Source organism: Sphingomonas adhaesiva (genome assembly GCF_036946125.1).
Classification (GTDB): domain Bacteria; phylum Pseudomonadota; class Alphaproteobacteria; order Sphingomonadales; family Sphingomonadaceae; genus Sphingomonas; species Sphingomonas adhaesiva_A.
In genome coordinates this window covers 172,693-188,664 of record NZ_JAQIJT010000001.1, presented here as the reverse complement: position 1 = coordinate 188,664, position 15,972 = coordinate 172,693, and the positions used below count along the sequence as shown (strand labels likewise).

At 70.4% G+C, this 15,972-nt stretch carries 19 protein-coding genes and 1 other RNA gene; 12 read left to right on the top strand and 8 right to left on the bottom strand.

What is annotated here, in order from left to right; translation table 11 throughout:
* Nucleotides 1-15 precede the first annotated feature (15 nt).
* From PGN23_RS00900 to PGN23_RS00890, 3 genes are all read right to left on the bottom strand, one after another.
* Complete coding sequence (locus PGN23_RS00900; protein WP_335300933.1) at nucleotides 16-1,293, bottom strand: methyltransferase family protein; 1,278 nt, start codon at nucleotides 1,291-1,293, stop codon at nucleotides 16-18.
* A 366-nt stretch (nucleotides 1,294-1,659) separates the two neighbouring features.
* Complete coding sequence (gene ligA, locus PGN23_RS00895; RefSeq protein WP_335300932.1) at nucleotides 1,660-3,795, bottom strand: NAD-dependent DNA ligase LigA; 2,136 nt, start codon at nucleotides 3,793-3,795, stop codon at nucleotides 1,660-1,662.
* A 278-nt stretch (nucleotides 3,796-4,073) separates the two neighbouring features.
* Complete coding sequence (locus tag PGN23_RS00890) at nucleotides 4,074-4,505, bottom strand: RrF2 family transcriptional regulator (RefSeq protein ID WP_335300930.1); 432 nt, start codon at nucleotides 4,503-4,505, stop codon at nucleotides 4,074-4,076.
* Between the two features lie 45 nt (nucleotides 4,506-4,550).
* Here PGN23_RS00890 and ssrA point away from each other — a divergent pair.
* Nucleotides 4,551-4,918, top strand: a transfer-messenger RNA (tmRNA) gene (gene ssrA, locus PGN23_RS00885).
* A gap of 87 nt (nucleotides 4,919-5,005) precedes the next feature.
* On the opposite strand, the gene PGN23_RS00880 is transcribed toward ssrA, so the two are convergent.
* Genes PGN23_RS00880 through PGN23_RS00865 form a run of 4 tightly spaced genes read right to left on the bottom strand, consistent with a single transcriptional unit; the run spans nucleotide 5,006 to nucleotide 7,476 of the window.
* Nucleotides 5,006-5,305 (bottom strand): hypothetical protein, encoded by a 300-nt coding sequence (locus PGN23_RS00880; RefSeq protein WP_335300928.1) that lies wholly within the window; start codon nucleotides 5,303-5,305, stop codon nucleotides 5,006-5,008.
* A complete protein-coding gene (locus PGN23_RS00875; protein WP_335300927.1) occupies nucleotides 5,302-5,469 on the bottom strand; it encodes a hypothetical protein in 168 nt (55 codons plus the stop codon). Before PGN23_RS00875 ends, PGN23_RS00880 begins: the two co-directional genes overlap by 4 nt.
* A gap of 49 nt (nucleotides 5,470-5,518) precedes the next feature.
* Nucleotides 5,519-6,307: an SDR family oxidoreductase gene (locus PGN23_RS00870; RefSeq protein WP_335300926.1), complete on the bottom strand. Its 789-nt coding sequence runs from the start codon at nucleotides 6,305-6,307 to the stop codon at nucleotides 5,519-5,521.
* A gap of 23 nt (nucleotides 6,308-6,330) precedes the next feature.
* Nucleotides 6,331-7,476 (bottom strand): acyl-CoA dehydrogenase family protein, encoded by a 1,146-nt coding sequence (locus PGN23_RS00865; RefSeq protein ID WP_335300925.1) that lies wholly within the window; start codon nucleotides 7,474-7,476, stop codon nucleotides 6,331-6,333.
* 128 nt (nucleotides 7,477-7,604) lie between these two features.
* On the opposite strand from PGN23_RS00865, the gene PGN23_RS00860 reads away from it, so the two are divergent.
* The 3 genes from PGN23_RS00860 to PGN23_RS00850 all read left to right on the top strand — a co-directional run bounded on the left by PGN23_RS00860 (nucleotide 7,605) and on the right by PGN23_RS00850 (nucleotide 10,639).
* Nucleotides 7,605-8,432 carry an SDR family NAD(P)-dependent oxidoreductase gene (locus PGN23_RS00860; protein WP_335300924.1) on the top strand — a complete coding sequence of 276 codons (828 nt, stop codon included), beginning with the start codon at nucleotides 7,605-7,607 and terminating at the stop codon, nucleotides 8,430-8,432.
* Nucleotides 8,429-9,928, top strand: coding sequence for an MFS transporter (locus PGN23_RS00855; protein ID WP_335300922.1), 1,500 nt, complete (start codon nucleotides 8,429-8,431; stop codon nucleotides 9,926-9,928). Before PGN23_RS00860 ends, PGN23_RS00855 begins: the two co-directional genes overlap by 4 nt.
* Before the next feature lie 219 nt (nucleotides 9,929-10,147).
* Entirely contained in the window at nucleotides 10,148-10,639 is a 492-nt protein-coding gene (locus PGN23_RS00850; protein ID WP_335300920.1) for a CHAP domain-containing protein, read from the top strand.
* Between the two features lie 15 nt (nucleotides 10,640-10,654).
* Here the strand turns inward: PGN23_RS00850 and msrB are convergent, their stop codons facing one another.
* Nucleotides 10,655-11,152, bottom strand: coding sequence for a peptide-methionine (R)-S-oxide reductase MsrB (msrB, locus tag PGN23_RS00845; protein WP_335300918.1), 498 nt, complete (start codon nucleotides 11,150-11,152; stop codon nucleotides 10,655-10,657).
* A 94-nt stretch (nucleotides 11,153-11,246) separates the two neighbouring features.
* Here msrB and PGN23_RS00840 point away from each other — a divergent pair, with 94 nt between their 5' ends.
* The 8 genes from PGN23_RS00840 to PGN23_RS00805 are packed head-to-tail and all read left to right on the top strand — an operon-like array spanning nucleotide 11,247 to nucleotide 15,960.
* Nucleotides 11,247-11,519, top strand: a complete 273-nt coding sequence (locus tag PGN23_RS00840) for a hypothetical protein (RefSeq protein ID WP_335300916.1) — start codon at nucleotides 11,247-11,249, stop codon at nucleotides 11,517-11,519.
* Between the two features lie 33 nt (nucleotides 11,520-11,552).
* A complete protein-coding gene (locus tag PGN23_RS00835) occupies nucleotides 11,553-12,815 on the top strand; it encodes a glutamate-5-semialdehyde dehydrogenase (protein WP_335300914.1) in 1,263 nt (420 codons plus the stop codon).
* Nucleotides 12,812-13,063: a CopG family transcriptional regulator gene (locus PGN23_RS00830; protein WP_335300912.1), complete on the top strand. Its 252-nt coding sequence runs from the start codon at nucleotides 12,812-12,814 to the stop codon at nucleotides 13,061-13,063. The genes PGN23_RS00835 and PGN23_RS00830 overlap by 4 nt, the downstream gene beginning before the upstream one ends.
* Nucleotides 13,060-13,350 (top strand): type II toxin-antitoxin system RelE/ParE family toxin, encoded by a 291-nt coding sequence (locus tag PGN23_RS00825; RefSeq protein ID WP_335300911.1) that lies wholly within the window; start codon nucleotides 13,060-13,062, stop codon nucleotides 13,348-13,350. Before PGN23_RS00830 ends, PGN23_RS00825 begins: the two co-directional genes overlap by 4 nt.
* Entirely contained in the window at nucleotides 13,347-13,967 is a 621-nt protein-coding gene (locus PGN23_RS00820) for a nicotinate-nucleotide adenylyltransferase (RefSeq protein WP_335300909.1), read from the top strand. The genes PGN23_RS00825 and PGN23_RS00820 overlap by 4 nt, the downstream gene beginning before the upstream one ends.
* A gap of 8 nt (nucleotides 13,968-13,975) precedes the next feature.
* Complete coding sequence (gene rsfS / locus PGN23_RS00815) at nucleotides 13,976-14,401, top strand: ribosome silencing factor (protein WP_335300908.1); 426 nt, start codon at nucleotides 13,976-13,978, stop codon at nucleotides 14,399-14,401.
* A gap of 18 nt (nucleotides 14,402-14,419) precedes the next feature.
* Complete coding sequence (locus PGN23_RS00810; protein WP_335300906.1) at nucleotides 14,420-14,845, top strand: 23S rRNA (pseudouridine(1915)-N(3))-methyltransferase RlmH; 426 nt, start codon at nucleotides 14,420-14,422, stop codon at nucleotides 14,843-14,845.
* Entirely contained in the window at nucleotides 14,842-15,960 is a 1,119-nt protein-coding gene (locus PGN23_RS00805) for a murein hydrolase activator EnvC family protein (protein ID WP_335300905.1), read from the top strand. Before PGN23_RS00810 ends, PGN23_RS00805 begins: the two co-directional genes overlap by 4 nt.
* Nucleotides 15,961-15,972 lie beyond the last annotated feature (12 nt).

The following is a 15,972-nucleotide window of genomic DNA, read 5'->3' as shown; positions in this document are numbered from 1 at the left end:
GCGGGGGCAGGTCGTTCAGCGCCCCCGCGCCCAGCGCAGGAACCGCGGCACCGCGCCGTGCGCCTCGATCCATTCGTCATAGTCGCGGTAGGCCGGGTCGAGCCGCAGGTGCCGCTCCTCGGTCCTCGCGCGCCAGTAATAGATGCCGCTGACCACGCCGAGCAGGATCGTCGCGCGCGCGGCGTCGACCAGCGATCCGGTCGACAGCATCGGGATGGTCGACATCCACCAGAACAGATTCTTCGCCAGATAGGCCGGATGCCGCGACCACGCATAGGGGCCGTGCGTCAGCACGCCGCGGTTCGTCAGGTTGGAGAACCGCAGCCCGAACGCCACCGTCGCCCAGGCATAGATCGCGGTCAGCGCGACCAGTACCGCGCCCGTCATCGCCAGCAGCCACGGATGCCCCTGCATCCAGTGGGTCCAGTCGGCGGTGCCGGGGCGATAGTCGAACGGCCGCCCGTCATCCATCATGATGAACGGCGGGTAGCAGATCAGCGCCGCGGTCCAGGCCGCCATGAACGGGTTGGCGGAGCGGATATGCGCGTCGAGCGGACGCATCGTCAGCAGATAGCCGACGGTGGCGAAGGCGACGTCGATCACGAACATCAGCGTGATGAGCCAGTTGGCCAGCCGCACCGGATCGGCGAGCGCCGCGCGCGGGTCCATCGCGACGAACTCCCCGAACCCGCCCGGCACGATCGCCAGCATGAAGGCGAGGAAGAACGCCTTCACCGCCCAGGCGCGCAGATGCGCGTGGATCCGGCCGATATCGGCGGTGCCGGTGCCGAGCAGCCAGGTGCCCAGATGCCATGCCCCGTCGCGCGGGCTCTCCAGATGGCGATCGAGCCACAGGACATAGGGGATCGAGAGCACGAACAGCGCGGGCGCGGCGGTTTCCAGGCACCAGATCGCGAAGGCGAAGGGCATTTCCCCATAGAAGCGTCCCGTCGCGTAGATCAGCGCGATCCCCGTCCAGGTGACCCATAGCCCGGCCAGTTTGACCAGGCTGACGTCGATCGTCTCGCGCCAGGGTCGCGCGGTGCTCCAGTCGATTCCGGTGGAGGGGTTGCGGTGTACCCGGTCGACCAGCAGCGACCACAGGACCATCGGCAATCCGCACGCCGCCACGCCGACGAGCGCGGCATAGGGGCCGTCCATGCGATAACGGATCGCGACGATCAGCCACGCCGCCAGCCCCGCCAGCCCCGCCACGCCGACGCCGTGCGACACCGCCGAGGCGGGGCGGAGCGGCACGCGGGCGGCGGAGGCGAGCGCGGGGTCGTGATACATGCGCCGCGGTGTAGCGGGGGAATGGTTAAGGGATCGGGAAGGTGGTCGCCCCACACCCACCGTCACCTGGCCTTGAGCGAGACCTCCGCGAAATCCGGTTCCTTGCTCCCCGGCGAAGGCCGGGGCCCAGCTGGGGGACGGTGGTAACAGACGGAAAAGCCGCGCCAACTGGGCCCCGGCCTTCGCCGGGGAACGGCGGAATTATCGAACGATCCACGATTCTCGCAGAGGTTTCGACTGGTTCCGGGGTCCAGCGTTCCTTGCACTACATCGCGGCGAGGATCGTGGAACCCTGGATGCCGGGACGAGCCCGGCATGACGAAGAGGATGAGGCTGTCCGGAGCGACCGGCTACCCTTGGTTCCGGCTAACCCGCCGCCGCCACGATCGCGATCCACCCCGCCTCGTCGACCACGCGGATGCCGAGATCCGCCGCCTTCTTCGCCTTCGATCCCGCGCCCGGGCCGGCGACCAGCAGGTCGGTCTTCTTCGATACCGATCCCGAGACGTGCGCGCCGAGCGATTCGGCCTGCGCCTTGGCCTCGTCGCGGCTCAGCGTCTCCAGCGTGCCGGTGAAGACGACGGTCTTGCCCGATACCTCCGACGCGCGCGTCGCGACGTGGAAGGGGGGCGGGGAGACCTCGCCCAGCAGGTCGTCCCACACCGCGCGATTGTGGGGTTCGTGGAAGAAATCGGCGAGCGCATGGCCGACCGCGGCGCCGACATTCTCGACTCCGATCAGGTCGGCGATCGCCTTGTCGAGGCGGGTGCGGTGCTTCGCCTCGCTCTCGCCGATCGCGGCGGGGAACGTGTCGCGCAGCGCGATCACCTCGCCCGCCAGCGCGGCGAGCGCGGGCAGGTGCACGTAACGCTTCATCAGGTCGCGCGCGGTGACGATGCCGATATGGCGGATGCCGAGCCCGAACAGCAGCCGCGCGGCATCGGGTTCGCGCTTCGCCTCGATCGCGGCGAGCAGCGCGTCGACCGACTTCGCCTGCCATCCTTCCCGCCCGACCAGTTCGTCGCGATGCGCCGCGAGGCGGAAGATGTCCGCCGGCTCCGCGATCCAGCCGAGATCGAGGAACTCGACCAGCGTCTTCTCGCCCAGCCCCTCGATATCGAGCGCGCCGCGGCTGACGAAATGCTTCAGCCGCTCCAGCCGCTGCGCCGGGCAGATGAGACCGCCGGTGCAGCGCACGTCGACCTCGCCCTCCTCCGCCACCGCCTCGCTGCCGCAGATCGGGCAATGGTCGGGAAAGGCGAAGGGCGCGCGCTCCTCCTCGCGCGGCAGCACCTCGACGATCTGCGGGATGACGTCGCCGGCGCGTTGCAGGACGACGCGGTCGCCGACGCGCGCATCGAGGCGCGCGATCTCGTCGCGGTTGTGGAGCGTGGCGTTGGTGACGACGACGCCTCCGACGGTGACGGGACGCAGCCGTGCCACGGGGGTCAGCTTGCCGGTGCGCCCGACCTGGATGTCGATCGCCTCCAGCGTCGTCTCCGCGCGCTCGGCGGGAAATTTGTGCGCGATCGCCCAGCGCGGTGCGCGCCCGACGCTGCCCAGCCGGGCCTGCCAGTCGAGCCGGTCGAGCTTGTAGACGACGCCGTCGATGTCGAACGGCAGGTCGGCACGCTGCGCCTCGATCGCGCGATAGACCGCAAGCGCCGCATCGGCGCCGTCGCAGCGGGCGAACGAATCGGCGACCGGGAAGCCCCAGTCGCGCAGGGCGGCGACGACCGCCGCCTGCGTCTCGCCGGGTATGGCGCTCGCCTCGCCCCAGCCGTGCGCCAGGAAGCGCAGCGGGCGGCTGGCGGTGACGGCGGCATCCTTCTGGCGCAGCGATCCGGCGGCGGCGTTGCGCGGGTTCGCGAAGCGGCGCGGCTCCTTGCCCGCGGCGGCGGCTTCCTCCGCCAGCCGGGCATTGAGCGCGGCGAAGGCGGCCTTGTCCATATAGACCTCGCCGCGCACCTCGAACACGTCGGGCGCCGCGGCGGGAAGCTCGGAAGGGATGTCGGCGATGGTGCGGACGTTGGCGGTCACATCCTCGCCCACCGCACCGTCGCCGCGGGTCAGCGCCTGCACCAGCCGGCGGTCCTGATAGCGCAGCGAACAGGACAGGCCGTCGATCTTCGGCTCGGCCGTCAGCGCCACCGCGGCGTCGTCGGGGAGCTTCAGGAAGCGGCGGACGCGGGCGACGAAATCCGCCACCTCCTCGTCGGAGAACGCGTTCTCCAGGCTCATCATCGCGCGTGCATGGGCGACCTTGGCGAGATGCGCGGCGGGGGCGGCGCCGACCTGGAGCGAGGGCGAGTCGCTGCGGACGAGCGCGGGGAAGGCGCGCTCGATCGCGCCGTTGCGGCGGACCAGCGCGTCGTACTCGGCGTCGCTGATCTCGGGCGCGTCGTCGGTGTGATACAGGCGATTGTGGCGCGCGATCTCCTCGGCCAGCCGCTCCAGTTCGGCGGCGGCGTCGGTTTCGGTGGCGGGCAGCGGCGCGGTCATGGGATGCGAGGTAACGGGTTCGCGTCACCTGCGAAAGCGGGCTCCTGCGCGGCCCAATGACTTGCCTGATCCCCGGCGAAGGCGGGACCTTTGCAAAGGCTACACCGTGCTCCTGCGAAGGCAGGAGCCCAGGGCCAAGCAGAACAACGCCTTATGGGAATTGCAACCCTGGGCTCCTGCCTGCGCAGGAGCACGGCGTGGAGTCGGTGCTGTTCAACACGTTTTGCAAAGGCCTTGCCTTCGCCGGAGAAAGATACGTTCCGGCGTCCGGAACTCCATCACGCCGCCGCCAGATCCTCGGCCACCGCATCCGCCAGGCTGGTGCCGTCGAGGATCCGCGCGGTTTCGTCGCGCACGCGCATCATCGCGTGGCGGATTGCGCAATCGGCCTCGCTCTTGCAGTCGTTGCAGGGGCGATAGGCGGTGCGGCTGACGCAGGGGACGAGCGCCAGCGGCCCTTCGATGATGCGGATGATCTCGCCGAGCGAGATGAGGTGCGCGGGGCGCGACAGCCGATAGCCGCCCATCTTGCCGCGCGTGCTGTGCAGCAGCCCCGCATCGCGTAGGTCGGCGAGGATCAGCTCGAGGAACTTGCGCGGGACGTTCGCCTCGGCCGCGATCTTCGTCATCGGGATCGGCGGGGTCGTGGCCGGTGCGGTGGCGAGGAACAGCATCGAGCGCAGGGCGTAACGGGACCGCTGGGTAAGCATGTCCTATCCTTTACAGGGATATTGTGGCGCTGTCAGGGCCGCCATGGGCTTTTCTCCGGCGTGCGGGCCCCCTATATGGGTCGCGCCGGGTTCTACCCGGCTATGGCGATAAATCGCGGCGTAGAATAGATGCAGCGGACCCGGGGGCAGTACCCGGCGGCTCCACCACTTGCGCCGCTTTGCCGACACGCGTGAGGCGTGCCGGCAAAGCGGCTCAGCTGATGGGGCCGAACCAGGATCGACGTGTATTGAAAGGCGCTGTTTTCGCTCGGAATGGGACCACCGCAACGGCCCATTACACAAGTGCCAACGATAACGAAGCACTCGCGATTGCGGCGTAACTGATGGCCTAACGGCCTGACGTTACACCAAAATAGCGCGGTTGGACCCACCGGGCAACAGAAGGGATTCCAGCGGTTCGGAGGGCGCCGGGCAACAGAAGCCCCTCCACTTCCCTTTTCCTTCGTCACGCCGCGCTCGTCCCGGCCTGACGTAGGGCTTTATGCCAGCCGATGCGGCGTCGGGTCGCCGAGATCGGCGATCAGCGCGTCGCGTGCCTCCGCCCGCGCGCCCCGGAAGGCGGCATGCAGCGCCTCCGGGTCATGGCGCAGTGCCAGATCGGACAGGATCGTCGCATCGTCGGCCGCCGCGACGCGCGCGGCCAGCGCGTCGGCGTCCTCCCCCAGCCTCGCCGCCAGCACCCGCATCGTGCGCGCGCGCAGGCGAAAGGCGAAGTCGTCGAGCCGGGCGCTCTCGACCTCGCCCTTCTTCAGCAAGGCGGCGCGCAGGTCGAAGGTCATCCGTCCCCGAGCAGCGACGACTTGCGCGGGATCGTCTCCTCGTTCGGCTGCCCCTTGTCGAGCGTGTCGGACGGGCGGCGCGCATCGCCGTCGCGCTGATGCTCGGTCGACAGATTGGGGCGGTCGGTTTCGGAGGTGGGCTTGATCGGATCGTCGGCGGCCATCGTCATTCTCCTGCTGAAGGGCAGAACGACGGCCGCGACGTGCGCGTTCCTACGCGTCGATGCTGCTGCCCAGCGACGCGTTGACGATGCCGCCGTCGACCGCGATCGTCTCACCGATGACATAGTCGCCCGCGCGGCTGGCGAGGTAGATGGCGGTGCCGGCCATATCCTCCTGCTCGCCGATGCGGCGCGCGGGGATCGCCTTGGCGACCTGCTCGCCGTGGTCGCGCGCGGCGCGGTTCATCTCGCTGGCGAAGGCGCCGGGGGCGATCGAGGTGACGTTGATCCCGTCCTTCACCAGCCGCGCGGCGATCCGCTTCGTCAGGTAGATCAGCGCCGATTTGGAGGCGTGGTAGCTGTACGTCTCCCACGGGTTCAGCCGCAGTCCGTCGATCGAGGTGATGTTGATGACCTTCGCCACCGTGCCGGTCGCGGCCCCCGCCTTCAGCATGTCGTGCAGCGCCTGCGTCAGGAAGAAGGGCGACTTGACGTTGAGGTCCATGACCTTGTCCCAGCCGCTCTCCGGAAACTCCTCGAACGGCACGCCCCAGGCGGCGCCGGCGTTGTTGACCAGGATGTCGAGCCGTTCCGCGCGCTCCGCCATCGCCGCGGCGAGCGCGCGGCAGCCCTCGACGGTCGAGACGTCCATGGGCAGGGGGATGCAGTTCGGCCCCAGCTCTGCGGCGGTCTCTTCGCAGGCGGGCGCCTTGCGGCTGGAGATATAGACCTTCGCGCCCTGCGCGATGAAGCCGGCGGCGATCATCTTGCCGATGCCGCGGCTGCCCCCGGTGACGAGCGCGACGCGGCCGTCCAGCCGGAACAGGTTGGTGGTATCCATCGATATCCTCTCGTGTATTGGGTTCAGCCGCCGCGCTTCATCGTCTCGCGCGCGATGATGATCTGCTGGATCTGGCTGGTACCTTCGTAGATGCGGAACAGCCGCACGTCGCGGTACAGCCGCTCGATCCCGTAATCGGCGATATAGCCCGCGCCGCCGAAGATCTGCACCGCGCGATCGGCGACGCGGCCGACCATCTCGCTGGCGTAATATTTCGCCGCGGCGCTCTCCATCACCACGTCCTTGCCCGCATCCTTGGCGGCGGCGGTTTCCAGCACCAGCGCACGCGCGGCGAGCGCCTCGGTCTTGGAATCGGCGATCATCGCCTGGATCAACTGGTGCTCGGCGATCGGCTTGCCGAACTGCTTGCGCTCGCCGGCATAGGCGACGCAGTCCGCGATCAGCCGCTCGGCGACGCCGATGCACACCGCGGAGATGTGGAGCCGCCCGCGGTCGAGGACGCGCATCGCGATCTTGAAGCCCTCCCCTTCCGCACCCAGCCGGTTGCCGACGGGGACGGGGGCGTCGTCGAAGATCACGTCGGCGACCTTCGCGCCCTTCTGCCCCATCTTCTTCTCGGGCTCGCCGATCGAGACGCCGGCCAGCGACTTCGGCACCAGGAAGGCGGAGACGCCGCGCCCGCCGGGCTCGTCGCCGGTGCGCGCCATGACGGTGAAGAGGTCGGCGCGGTCGGCATTGGTGATGTAGCGCTTCGTGCCCGACAGGCGATAGACGTCGCCGTCGCGCACCGCGCGCGTCTTCACGCTGCCCGAATCGCTGCCGACGTCGGGCTCGGTCAGCGCGAAGCTGGTGATGATGTCGCCGCTCGCGATTCGGGGCAGCCACTCCGCCTTCTGTTCGGGGGTGCCGGCCATGACGAGGCCCTGCGAGCCGATGCCCACGTTGGTGCCGAAGTTGCTGCGGAACGCCGGCGTCGTGCGGCCCAGCTCGATGGCGACGCGCGCCTCCTCCATCATGTCGAGGCCCAGCCCGCCATATTCCTCCGCGATCGAGAGGCCGAACAGCCCCATGTCGCGCATTTCCTGCACGACGTTCGCAGGGATGGCGTCATCGGCCTCCACCTGCGCCTCCAGCGGGCGCAGGCGCTCGCCGACGAAGCGGCGGATGTTGTCGATGAGTGCGTCGAAGGTTTCGGGATCGAGAGCCATGCGCGCGGTCTATGCCGAACATCGCGACAGGGCAAACCCATTATTCGAACGGCGTTGTGTTGACGCGCTGAACCACCATACTATGCTGCCGAAAGAGCCGGGAAACCGGCCGTTCGCAGGAGAGTGTGATGCGGCTTCAGGGCAAGCGCGCGGTGGTGACGGGCGGTGCATCGGGCATCGGACGCGCTACCGCGCTTCGTCTGGTGGAAGAGGGTGCCGAGGTCTGGATCGGCGATATCGACAGCGGCGCGGGCGAGGAGCTCGCCGCGACGTCGAACGGCCGGATTCGTTTCCAGCACACCGACGTCACCGACGACGCCGCGATCGCGGCGCTGATGCAGGCCGCCGATTTGGCCGGCGGCCTCGATATCGTCTTCAACAACGCCGGTGCCGGCGGCGCGCGCGAGCGGATCGACGAGATTTCGGCGGCCGACTGGGACCGTACGCAGGCGCTGCTGCTCCGCTCCGTGGCGCTCGGCATCCGGCATGCCGCGCCGCTGATGACCGCGCGCGGCGGGGGCGCGATCGTCAACACCTCCAGCGTGTCGGCGCTGGGATCGGGCTATGCACCGCTCGCCTATTCGACCGCAAAGGCGGGCGTGCTCCACCTGACGAGGATGGCCGCGGCGGAGCTGTCGCGCCACAATATCCGCGTCAACGCGGTGGTGCCCGGCTTCATCACGACCAACATCTTCACCCGCCACCTCGACGTGCCGGAGGAGAAGCGACAGGCCGCCAACCAGGCGATCGCGCAGGTCGCCGCCGCGGCGCAGCCGGTGAAGCGCGCCGGGCGGCCCGAGGATATCGCCGCCGCGGTCGCCTATCTCGCCAGCGACGACGCGGCCTTCGTCACCGGCACGCACATCCTGGTCGACGGCGGGCTCACCATCGGCACCCGTGCCAGCTGGGACGAGACGCAGCCGTCGTTGTTCAGCGCGCTGGAGGCGTTCCAGTGACCGCCCCCGGCGCGGTCGACGCCGCGGGGGCGACGCCTGCGTCGAGCGCGCCGATGGTCCGCCGCCTCTCGCCGGGCACGATGGCCAGCTATGGCCTGGGGGCGGCGGCGTACGGCGTGAAGGACAGCGGGTTCGGTACCTTCCTGCTGCTGTTCTACAACCAGGTGGTGGGCGTGCCCGCGGCGACCGTGGGGTTCGTCGTGATGTGCGCGCTGATCGTCGACGCATTCGTCGATCCCACGATCGGTTTTCTCTCGGATCGCACGCGCGGGCGCTGGGGGCGGCGGCATCCGTGGATGTACGGCGCCGCGCTGCCGATCATGCTCGGCTGGCTGCTGCTGTGGAACCCGCCCGCGGCCTCGCACCAGATGGTGCTGGGCTGGTTGTTCGTCGTCGCGGTGATCGTGCGGTCGGCGGTCAGCGCCTATGAGGTGCCGAGCCAGGCGCTCGCCGCCGAACTGTCGGGCGATTACGACGAACGGACGCGGATCATGGCGTATCGCTATCTCTTCGGCTGGGCCGGCGGGCTGCTGATGCTGGTGTCGGCCTATATGTATTTCCTGGCGCCGGCGCCGGGCTATCCCAACGGGCTGCTCAATCCGGCGGGCTATCGCGGCTTCGCGATCGCGGGCGCGATCATGATGGGGCTGACGATCGTCATCTCCGCGCTGGGAACGCACAAGGAGATCCCGTACCTGCCCAAGCAGGCGCATCGGGCGCAGTCGCTGAAGGAGAGCTTCGCCGAGATCGCGGAGACGGTGAGGAACCGCGCGTTCGCGATCCTGATGCTGGCGGGGGTGTGCGCCTATACCGGGCAGGGGCTGGTCTATGCGCTGTCCAACTACCTCTACAGCTTCGTCTGGGGATTTCGCGGCGCGACCTTCGTCTATTTCAGCATGTCGCTGTTCGCGGGCGTGATGGTCGCCTTCATCGCCGCGCCGAAGATCGGGGCGAGGCTGGCCAAACCGCGCGCCGCCGCCGTCGCGGCGCTGTTGAGCGTGACGCTGGGCACGACGCCCTATTGGTTGCGGCTGGCGGGGGTGTTCCCCACCGTGGGCGAGCCCGCGATGCTGCCGCTGCTGTTCGCCTTCGCGACCGCAGGCACCGCGTGCGGCGTCACCGCCTATATCCTGGGCGCGTCGATGCTGGCCGATGTGGTCGAGGATTCGGAGGTGCGCACCGGACGCCGGTCGGAGGGGATGTTCTTCGCCGGCGGTTTCTTCGTGCAGAAATGCACCAGCGGCATCGGCATCTTCGTCTGCGGGCTGATCCTCGCGGCGGCGGGCTTTCCGGAGAAGGCGGTGCCGGGGCAGGTCGCGCCCGCCGTGCTCGACCGGCTGACGCTGATCTATGCCTGCTGCTATGTCGCGTTCAACGTCCTGGCGGCCTTCTTCTACACCCGCTTCCCGTTCGGCCGGCGCGAGCATGAACTGCGGATGGCCAAGTTGACGGGCGCGCCGGTCATCGATTCGGCACCGCGAGAGCCCTTCGCGTAAAGGTTTCGGTAACGTTTGCAGCGTGCGATGAAGTGTTTCGTCGCATCTCGCGTCCGTTCGTCGCCGGTCACGTCCCGTTCATCCGATCGGTGCCCGGCGATGGTTGTGGCGCGCAACGTCCCCCGGTAGCCCCACATTCGACAGTTTCGGACCGGGGGGTCTCCCTTGACGTTGAAGGCTTTGGCAGCGCGTTTTGCGCTGGTGGCATCGTGCGCCCTGATGACGGCGACCGCGGCACAGGCAGGTTACCTGCAGTGCGCGCCGTTCGCGCGTGAGGTGTCGGGCATCGAGATCCGCGGCAACGCCAACACCTGGTGGGGCCAGGCCGCCGGCCGCTACGAGCGCGGCGCCACGCCGCAGGTCGGCGCGGTGATGGCGTTCAAGGCGGTCCGTTCCATGCCGGTCGGTCATGTCGCCATGGTGAGCAAGGTGGTGAGCGCGCGCGAAGTGCTGCTGACCCACGCCAACTGGTCGCGCCGCGGCGGCGTGGAGCGCAACGTACGTGCGATCGACGTGTCGGCGGCAGGCGACTGGAGCCAGGTCCGCGTGTGGTTCGCGCCGGTCGGCGGGCTGGGCACCAGCAGTTATCCGGTGGCCGGGTTCATCTATGCGGGCAAGGCTCCGGCGACGCCTGCCCCGGTCGAGGAGGCGCTGCCCCCGCTGACGATCGCGACCGCCGCCACCGTGCCGGTATCGATCGCGGCGAACTGACGCATCGGCGGCGTTTTACGCCGCCCGGAACGTCATCGCCACGCCGTTCATGCAATAGCGCTTGCCGGTCGGCTTCGGCCCGTCGTCGAACACATGGCCCAGATGCCCGCCGCAGCGGCGGCAATGCACCTCCACCCGCGTCATCCCCAGCGATCCGTCGCGCCGCGTTGCCACCGCATCCTTGAGCGGCGCCCAGAAGCTGGGCCAGCCGGTGCCGCTGTCGAACTTCGTCCGCGACGGGAAGAGCGGCTGCGCGCAGCCTTTGCAGGCGAAGGTGCCGGCGCGATGCTCGTCGTTGAGCGGGCTGGAGAAGGGGCGTTCGGTGCCCTCACGCCGCAATACGTCATAGGCGGCGGGGCCCAGCTGCGCGCGCCACTGCGCGTCGGTCTTCGTCACCGGGAAACGCTCCGCCGCGGCGGCGCTGCGCGTGCCGCAGGCGATCAGCGGGAGCGACAGCGTGCCCAGTCCGGCAAGCGTCAGGAAACGGCGGCGGTCGGGGGCGGTGTCGGTCATGACGGCAATATAGGCGTGCGCCGGCCGGACGCCACGGGCCGGAACCGTACCCAGCCGGCATCGGTTATATGGCTGAACCGAAAGGTCTATTCCCATGTCGTTCCAGCAGCTCGATCCGCCGATCCCGATCCATGTCCTCGACAAGGGTCCCGGCTTCGCGATCGCGGTGATCGATTACGGGCAGGAGCACAACCTCATCTGGGTCACTGCGATCAACGCGACGGGCGAGATCTGGTGTGCGCCCAACCCGAAGGTGCGGATGCAGGCGAACTGGACGATGGGGCGCGCCCGCCCCGCCGCGACCATGCGCGAGGGGGATTGCACCGCGCCTGCCCCGCTTGAGGCGGAGCCGCTCTCGCGCGATTGAGGTGAGGCATCGCGGCGTGATAGGGTGGCCGTCATGCTGGACCCCCAATCCCCTGTCGCGCTGATGTCTGCCATGGGCACGCGCGCGCGTACCGCCGCTGCGTCGATGGCGCGCGCCGGCGATGCCGCAAAGGCGCGGGCGCTCACGCTGGCGGCCGAGGCGATCCGCGCGGCGGCGCCGGCGATCCTGGCGGCGAATGCGGCCGACGTCGCGCGCGGCGGGGCGGCGGGGCTGAGCGCGGCGATGCTCGACCGGCTGCGGCTGGATGAAAGGCGGCTGGCGGCGACCGCGGACGGCGTCGCGGCGGTCGCGGCGCTCCCCGATCCGGTGGGGCAGGTGATCGACCGCAGCGAGCGGCCCAACGGGCTGCGGCTGTCGCGCGTGCGCGTGCCGATCGGGGTGATCGGCATCATCTACGAAAGCCGGCCGAACGTGACCGCGGACGCCGCGGCGCTGTGTCTGCGCTCGGGCAATGCGGTGATCCTGCGCGGCGGGTCGGAGGCGGTGGAGAGCAACCGCGCGATCCACGCCGCGATGGTGGAGGGGATCGTGACGGCGGGGCTTCCCGCGGATGCGGTCCAGCTGGTGCCGACGACCGACCGGGCGGCGGTGGGGGCGATGCTGGCGGCGGAGGGCGCGATCGACCTCATCATCCCGCGCGGGGGCAAGAGCCTGGTCGCGCGGGTGCAGGCGGAGGCGAGGGTGCCGGTGCTGGCGCACCTCGACGGCGTCAACCACCTCTATGTCGATGCGTCGGCCGATCCGGCGATGGCGCGCGCGGTGGCGCTCAATGCCAAGATGCGGCGCACCGGGGTGTGCGGCGCGATGGAGACGCTGCTGATCGACCGCGCCTATGCGCGGCCGGTCGAGCTGGTCGAGGCGTTGCAGGCCGCGGGATGCGAGGTGCGCGGCGACCCGCGGGAGGCATCGATCGGGGAGATCGTCGAGCCGGCGGATGCGGCGGATTGGGATACGGAATATCTCGACGCGATCTGCTCCGTCGCGCTGGTCGACGGGCTGGCCGGCGCGCTGGCGCATATCGCGCGGCACGCCTCCGGGCATACCGATGCGATCGTGGCGGGCGACGCGGCGGTGGCGGAACGCTTCCTGGCGCAGGTCGATTCGGCGATCGTGCTGTGGAACGCCTCCACGCAGTTCGCCGATGGCGGCGAATTCGGGCTGGGCGCGGAGATCGGCATCGCCACGGGGCGCCTCCACGCGCGCGGGCCGGTCGCGCTGGAGGGGCTGACGACGTACAAATGGGTCGGGCGCGGCACCGGGCAGGTGCGGCCGTGAACGCGCATCGCCCGCTTCGCCCGGAGCTCGGCGATGATACGCTGGCCCTGGTCGAACAGCTGGCAGCCGCCCGCGGCATGTCACGCGACGACTTCGCGGCCGAGGCGATCCGACGGGTAGCTGAGAGCGAGGCCGACTTTGCCGCGTTCGTCCGGGTCGGTGCAGACCAGATCGCGCGGGGCGAGTACGTCACGCATGAAGAGATGATGCAGGAACTGTCGGAGATGATTGAGCGGCGCCGTCGATGACGGCGGTGCGATGGTCGATCGCGGCGCGGGACGACCTGCGTGACATCGACGCGTGGCTTGAACGAGAGGCGAGCCCCCAATTCGCGATCGTCACGCTCGCCAGCATCCGCGAGCGGGCGAGCTTCCTGGCCAGGTTTCCTCGGGGCGGGCGCCCCCATGCCGACGGCACCCGTATCCTGCGGGTGCTTGGTACTCCGTATCTTATTCATTATCAGCTCGGGCCCGGTCGGCAGGTCGACGTTCTACGCGTCTATCATGAGCGCGAAGACTGGCAGATCGCGCCATGACGCGCCGCGTCGGGCTGCTCGGCGGCTCCTTCAACCCGGCGCATCGCGGGCATCGGCACGTCACGCTGGCGGCGATCCGCGCGCTGGAGCTGGACGAGGCGTGGTGGCTGGTGTCGCCGGGCAACCCGCTGAAGCCCGTCGCCGGCATGGCGCCGCTGCCCGCGCGGCTCGCCTCGGCACGCCGGATGGCGCGGCGGGCGCCGATCCGCGCGACCGATATCGAGGCGCGGCTGCGCACCCGCTACACCGTCGATACGCTGCGCGCGCTGGTGCGGCGCTATCCGCGCATCCGCTTCGTCTGGATCATGGGGGCGGACAATCTGGCGCAGTTCGACCGCTGGCGGCAGTGGCGAACGATCGCGCGCACGATGCCGATTGCGGTCGTGGCGCGCCCCGGCTATGATGCGCGTGCCCTCGCGGCGCCCGCGATGGCGTGGCTGCGGCGCTTTCGGCGGCCCGCATGCCAGTCAGGTGACTGGGCCGAATGGAGCGTTCCGGCGCTGGTGCTGCTGCGGTTCCGCCCCGACACGACATCCGCGACGCAGCTGCGCGCGCAGGATCCCGACTGGCACCGGCACGTCGACGATCCCATATCCTCACCGAACCGGCAATCCTAGGAGCCATCTTGCCCGCTACCGACCCGTCTTCCGCCCCCGAACGCCCGTCCGACGAGGTGATCGAGGCGCTGCACAAGCTCGTCCTGGAGTCGCTGGACGACGATCAGGCGGTGGACACGATCTCGATCCCGCTCGCGGGGAAGTCGTCGATCGCGGACCATATGGTGATCGCCAGCGGCCGCTCCACCCGGCAGGTGGCGTCGATGGCGTCGAAGCTGGCGCAGCGGATCAAGGTCGAGACCGGGCGATCGGCGCGGATCGAGGGGCTGCCCAATGCGGATTGGGTGCTGATCGATGCGGGCGACGTGATCGTCCACCTGTTCCGCCCCGAGGTGCGCAGCTTCTACAATCTGGAGCGGATGTGGTCGTTCGGCGACGCGCCCGCAGCCCCGGCGACAGGACCAGCGACCGCCCCCGCCACGGGGACCGCCTGACGCGCCAGCGCGGCTGACATGCTGCTCCACATCGTCGCGCGCGGGCGGATCGCGCGCTCGCCCGAGGCCGAGCTGGTCGATCGCTACATGAAGCGGATCGCCTGGCCGACGCGCGTCAGCGAGCTGCCCGATCGCGGCGGGCGCGAGCCCGATCGCCCGGTGGCGCAGGCGCGCCGCATCCTGCTCGACGAAAAGGGCGAGGTGCTGGCGTCGATGGCGCTGGCGGAGCGGCTGGGGCGGTGGCGCGACGATGGCGTGCGCGAGGCGCGCTTCCTGATCGGCGCGGCGGACGGCTTTTCCGACGCCGAGCGCGGCGAGGCGGACCTGCTGCTGTCGTTCGGACGCGCGACCTGGCCCCACCTGCTGGCGCGCGCGATGCTGGCGGAGCAATTGTTCCGCGCCACCAGCATCCTGGCCAACCATCCCTATCACCGCGAGGGATGACACGCGGACGTCTCCTGCTGGCGGCGGCGGTCGCGTCGGTCGCGAGCGCCGCGGCCTGGGCGGCGGCGACGGCGGCGACGGGGGACGACCTGCGCGGTGCCAAGGCGGCGGTGCTGATCGCACAGCGGCAGGCGCGCGCGTTTGACGCGCGGGCCGATGCCGCGACCGATCCGGCGGAACGCGCACGGTGGCAGGAGCAGGCGGTCGCCGCGCGCGTGGCCGCGGCGGAGGCGGAGATCGCCGCCGGGCGCACGCGCGCGGCGCTGATCGGCGCGTTGCTCAGCGAGCAGCGCCGCGCGCTGGCCGCGCAGCAGGCCCCGATCGCGGCGGCGCTGGAATCGCTCGTCACGCTCGCCCGGCGCCCGGCGCTGGTGACGCTGGTGCGGCCCGGTAGCGTGAGCGACCTGGTGCATGTGCAGGCGGTGCTGGCGACGACGCTGCCCGCCCTGCGCGAGCGGACCGCGACGCTGCGCGCGCAGGTGGCGCGGACCCGTACCCTGCAGGACAATGCCGAGACGGCGGCGCGTGCGCTGGAGGACGGTCGCGGCCGGCTGGTCGAGGCGCGCGAACAACTCGCGGCGCTGCGCGGCGCGGTGGGGGACGGCGACGAGCGCGCGCTGGCGCTGGGCGAGGTCGCGCGCGACACCGGCGAACGGCTGGCGCGGATCGGCGGGGAACAGGCGGTGCTGGGCGACGTCATCGCGCTGCCGGGGCCACCCGCGGCGGCCCCCCCGGCCGCGGTGGCGGACGCGCCCGCCTATCGCCTGCCGGTGCGCGGGCGGCTGGTCACCGGGCTGGGCGAGGTGTCGGGCGACGGGGTGCGCGCGCGGGGGCTGACCTTCGCCGTCGCGCCCGGCGCGGCGATGGTCGCGCCCGCCGCTGGGCGGATCGCCTATGCGCGTCCGTTCCGCAGCTATGGCGGCGTCGTCATCGTCGATCACGGCGCGGGGTGGACGACGCTGCTGACCGGGCTGGGGACGCTGTCGGTACGGCCCGGGCAGACGGTGGCGGCGGGTGCTCCGATCGGGCGGGCGGCGGTCAACGACGGGGCGCAGGTGACGGTGGAATTGCGGCGGCTGGGGCGGCCGATGGACATCGCGCGGCTGGTGGGGTGACGCACGCTCAGC

Coding starts and splice junctions, on each gene's coding strand:
- PGN23_RS00900 (WP_335300933.1), bottom strand. CDS start 1,293: ATGTATCACGACCCCGCGCTCGCCTCCGCCGCCCGCGTGCCGCTCCGC.
- ligA (WP_335300932.1), bottom strand. CDS start 3,795: ATGACCGCGCCGCTGCCCGCCACCGAAACCGACGCCGCCGCCGAACTG.
- PGN23_RS00890 (WP_335300930.1), bottom strand. CDS start 4,505: ATGCTTACCCAGCGGTCCCGTTACGCCCTGCGCTCGATGCTGTTCCTC.
- PGN23_RS00880 (WP_335300928.1), bottom strand. CDS start 5,305: ATGACCTTCGACCTGCGCGCCGCCTTGCTGAAGAAGGGCGAGGTCGAG.
- PGN23_RS00875 (WP_335300927.1), bottom strand. CDS start 5,469: ATGGCCGCCGACGATCCGATCAAGCCCACCTCCGAAACCGACCGCCCC.
- PGN23_RS00870 (WP_335300926.1), bottom strand. CDS start 6,307: ATGGATACCACCAACCTGTTCCGGCTGGACGGCCGCGTCGCGCTCGTC.
- PGN23_RS00865 (WP_335300925.1), bottom strand. CDS start 7,476: ATGGCTCTCGATCCCGAAACCTTCGACGCACTCATCGACAACATCCGC.
- PGN23_RS00860 (WP_335300924.1), top strand. CDS start 7,605: ATGCGGCTTCAGGGCAAGCGCGCGGTGGTGACGGGCGGTGCATCGGGC.
- PGN23_RS00850 (WP_335300920.1), top strand. CDS start 10,148: ATGACGGCGACCGCGGCACAGGCAGGTTACCTGCAGTGCGCGCCGTTC.
- msrB (WP_335300918.1), bottom strand. CDS start 11,152: ATGACCGACACCGCCCCCGACCGCCGCCGTTTCCTGACGCTTGCCGGA.
- PGN23_RS00840 (WP_335300916.1), top strand. CDS start 11,247: ATGTCGTTCCAGCAGCTCGATCCGCCGATCCCGATCCATGTCCTCGAC.
- PGN23_RS00835 (WP_335300914.1), top strand. CDS start 11,553: ATGCTGGACCCCCAATCCCCTGTCGCGCTGATGTCTGCCATGGGCACG.
- PGN23_RS00825 (WP_335300911.1), top strand. CDS start 13,060: ATGACGGCGGTGCGATGGTCGATCGCGGCGCGGGACGACCTGCGTGAC.
- PGN23_RS00820 (WP_335300909.1), top strand. CDS start 13,347: ATGACGCGCCGCGTCGGGCTGCTCGGCGGCTCCTTCAACCCGGCGCAT.
- PGN23_RS00810 (WP_335300906.1), top strand. CDS start 14,420: ATGCTGCTCCACATCGTCGCGCGCGGGCGGATCGCGCGCTCGCCCGAG.
- PGN23_RS00805 (WP_335300905.1), top strand. CDS start 14,842: ATGACACGCGGACGTCTCCTGCTGGCGGCGGCGGTCGCGTCGGTCGCG.